Annotated in this window: 5 protein-coding genes; 4 read left to right on the top strand and 1 reads right to left on the bottom strand. The window is 67.4% G+C overall.

Annotation, left to right across the window (positions count from 1 at the left end; translation table 11 throughout):
* The coding region (locus Q0C81_RS17760; RefSeq protein WP_291841095.1) for a restriction endonuclease at nt 1-688 on the top strand (688 nt) is incomplete at its 5' end.
* Nucleotides 685-888, top strand: coding sequence for a hypothetical protein (locus Q0C81_RS17755; protein WP_291841093.1), 204 nt, complete (start codon nt 685-687; stop codon nt 886-888). The genes Q0C81_RS17760 and Q0C81_RS17755, both read left to right, overlap by 4 nt.
* A gap of 56 nt (nt 889-944) precedes the next feature.
* Here the strand turns inward: Q0C81_RS17755 and Q0C81_RS17750 are convergent, their stop codons facing one another.
* Complete coding sequence (locus tag Q0C81_RS17750) at nt 945-1,880, bottom strand: zincin-like metallopeptidase domain-containing protein (RefSeq protein WP_291841091.1); 936 nt, start codon at nt 1,878-1,880, stop codon at nt 945-947.
* A 227-nt stretch (nt 1,881-2,107) separates the two neighbouring features.
* On the opposite strand from Q0C81_RS17750, the gene Q0C81_RS17745 reads away from it, so the two are divergent.
* Nucleotides 2,108-2,536: a hypothetical protein gene (locus tag Q0C81_RS17745; RefSeq protein ID WP_291841089.1), complete on the top strand. Its 429-nt coding sequence runs from the start codon at nt 2,108-2,110 to the stop codon at nt 2,534-2,536.
* A partial coding sequence (locus Q0C81_RS17740) for a hypothetical protein (protein WP_291841087.1) occupies nt 2,533-3,064 on the top strand: 532 nt, incomplete at its 3' end. The genes Q0C81_RS17745 and Q0C81_RS17740, both read left to right, overlap by 4 nt.

Genomic DNA, 3,064 nt, shown 5'->3' with positions numbered 1-3,064 from the left:
CATCGATATCGCCGGTGCCCTTTGGACCGCGATGCAACCCGCCCTGCCCTATCTGGCGGGGTTTTTCCTGTTCGCGCTCTTCATCGGATTCCTGCGCCGGCCGAAACCGACGAAGGCGCAAAAACAGCACGCCTACAACGAGCGTCGTTCCTGGGACGATCTGAAGCTCATCCGCTCGATGGCGCCGCTGGAAAACCCGGGGCGAGTCTTCGGCTACCTGCGCAAGGTGTGCCCCTACCGGTTCGAGGACATGATCCTCTCGGAGCTGGCCCGACGCGGTGTCAACATCATCCGGGGAACTTCCTACTCCGGAGACGGCGGAATCGACGGTCAGTTCACGCTGAACGGCGAACGGTGGCTCATCCAGGCCAAGAGATACAAGGCCTACATCAAGGAAGATCACGTCTGGGCCTTCGACGCCGTCTGCCAAAGGCGCAAGGCGCGAGGGCTGTTCGTCCATACGGGACGGACGCCCGAGCGACTGCGCCAGATGCAACGCCAGTGCGGCGACGTCCGGATCATCAGCGGCGAGGAGCTGCTGAAGTTCTTCGCCGGGCATAGCGTCAGTCTGGCGCTCGCGCCGGCGTCGCCGGTCTCGCCCGTCGAAGCCGGAAAACCGCAAATCGCGCGCGCCTCTGTCCCCCCTCCCTCCAAGGGGCGCGCAGCGATCGAAGGGGCGGTGCTGTGAGCGCCGCCCCAAGATCGCCCGCGCAGCTGGCCGCCGAGCGCGGCCATGACTGCCGCGGAGACTTCTTCTCGGCGGGCGTGGATCTAGATCTCGCCCACGCTGCAGACGCCGAGCTGGACGGGACGTTCGAAGCGACGTGCATGGACACGGGCGAGGTCCTGCAGGTGAACGGCTGGCTGTTCACGAGCGAGCCTGCCTGATGCACGGCCCCGCCCCGGAAACACCGCGCCGCCGTGAGGCGGGCGCGGCTCTGGCCTCACGCGGCCTCTGCGAGATCCTCCGTGATAGGGGCGACCGCGCGTCCAGCGATGGCCAGAAGGTAATCGGTTGCGGCCTGGGCCTGGGACGCGGCGCGAAGAATGGCGCGGCTGTCGGTGCGCAGGACCTTCAGCCAGTGGTCGAGGTAGGCCGCATGGTCCTCGATGTGGTCGGGCCGCAAGCCGAGGTGGGCGCCGAGGAAGGCGCTTCCAAGCTCAGCCACCAGCTCCTCGCGGGCGTAAGCGGGATCGCCGAATTTGGAGCCGAACGTGCGGTCCTGCCGGTGCTTGGCGCCGGTCCAGTGTATCAACTCATGCGCGGCCGTGGCGTAGGCCTGCTCGATGTCGCGGAACAGGTGTCGTTCGGGGAGGCGGATGTGGTCCGGGCCCGGGGCGTAGTAGGCCTGATCTCCGGACCAGCTTATCTGGGCGCCGGTAGCGGCGATGAACTCTTCGACCGAGGCGATGCGGGCCTGTTCGGCGGCCGCATCGGGTTCCTGGGCGGGGACCGGTGTCGGGTAGAACTCGGCGTCAAGGCCGTCGATCTGTTCGACGTTGAAGACGGGATAGCCCTTCAGGAAACGGAAGCTGCGGGCGTCTGCGTCGCCGGCGGACGGATCGGGTTCTCCCTTGGCCTGGGACTGGCCGTAATAGACGACGAGGGTGGACTTCTCGCCTGCGCGGACCTGCCCGCCGAGGGCGGCGGCCTGGCGGTAGGTCATCCATCGGGACCCGGAGTAGCCCTCCGTGGCTCCGCGAAGCCAGAGCATGACGACATTGATGCCCTGATAGGGCTCGCCGTTGGCGCGCAACGGCAGTGCGACGGATCCGCCGGCCTTGGACGCCCACGGCTTGGTCCATGGCCGAACGCCCTGTTCCAGCTGCTCGATGATGCTGGCGGTGATCCGGTCGGCGGGACTCTTGCGATCCTTCATTTGGAAGCCTCCTCGCGCGCGGGGCCGATCCCCGGGCGACCCGAAACCAATCGGGCGGGCTCCGAGCGGGGGACGCATCCGCAGGACCGCAGCGCAGCGGAGGACGGCGAAGCCGTTGCGGCCGCCGCGGCCCGCCCTTCGATTTTCGGGGAGCGCTGCCCGGGGCCGGCTCGCGGCCGGGGCGAAACAGATCTGATCACACAGGAGAGACCGACTTGGAGAACCCAATGATCGTCGATGATGAGGAGCTGGGGCTCTGCCAGCCCTGGTATGACAAGCTTTCGGGGCTGATCGTCGAGCCGACGCACGTCGTGACCGGAGACGACATCGCCAAGGCCATCCGGCTGGGCCATGCGTTCATCACGGAGTTTGTCCGGAGGGCGTCGTTCCACGGGATGACCCCGGAACATCTGCTGCGCTTGCCGTCGGCGCTGGGTGCGTCGGACGGCGGCCTGGTGTTCGCCTGGCGTGAAGGGACCACGGTTCTAGGGTTCCTGCAGGCGGGCGTCATCGCGCGAGGGCCCCTGGGTCACAGGGTGGTGCATCTGCTCGAGGCGGATGGCTCGATCCGCGAGATCCTCGGCCGCGCCAAACAGGAAGCGCTCGATGCGTTCGACCTGGAACGGGAAGCGGTTCACCGGAGCGTCGCCGCATGACCGGCTATCTGATCGATGCGGCCTATGTCTGGCTGGAGAATGAACGCCCCCACTGCAGGACGATGCGGGACCTGCGTCTGCCGTGTGGGGGCAAGGTAGACCTCGCGGTGATCGAGGACGGCCGGATCTGCGGGATCTTCTTCTGGAACGCGGCCTCCGATCGGAGCGCCCTGGTCCATCTGGTGACGGCCGCCAAGGCGTATCTGGCGGAGATCTGGGTTCTCTCGACGCCGGCGGCCGTGGGTGAGCTGCGAGGATGCCTGCCCCTTCACGTGGGCTTCCGGGTGGCGAAGCCCGGTATTGTGCCGGCGCTGGCGATGCCGGCGACGATCGGCAAGCCGGGCGTGTCCGATCTGCTCAGCCTTCTTCACGTCTACGAACTGCGGCAACTGGCGGCGAGCCTCGACGTCTCGCCGTCGACGACAGCGGTCGGCGCGGCCGGCCAGCTGGCGTTCGGCAAGCTCAGGTTCATGGAGATGATCTGCGAGGTTCTCCTCGAGCGCGGACCCATGCCGCTTCCGACGAAGC

The sequence above is a fragment of the Brevundimonas sp. genome (assembly GCF_023259385.1).
Lineage (GTDB): Bacteria > Pseudomonadota > Alphaproteobacteria > Caulobacterales > Caulobacteraceae > Brevundimonas.
The sequence above is the reverse complement of the archived record's forward strand: the minus strand, read 5'-3'. Positions and strand labels throughout refer to the sequence as shown.

Bases quoted from the DNA above. Each gene is read 5' to 3' on its own strand.
- Q0C81_RS17750 (WP_291841091.1), bottom strand. From the start codon at position 1,880: ATGAAGGATCGCAAGAGTCCCGCCGACCGGATCACCGCCAGCATCATC.
- Q0C81_RS17745 (WP_291841089.1), top strand. From the start codon at position 2,108: ATGATCGTCGATGATGAGGAGCTGGGGCTCTGCCAGCCCTGGTATGAC.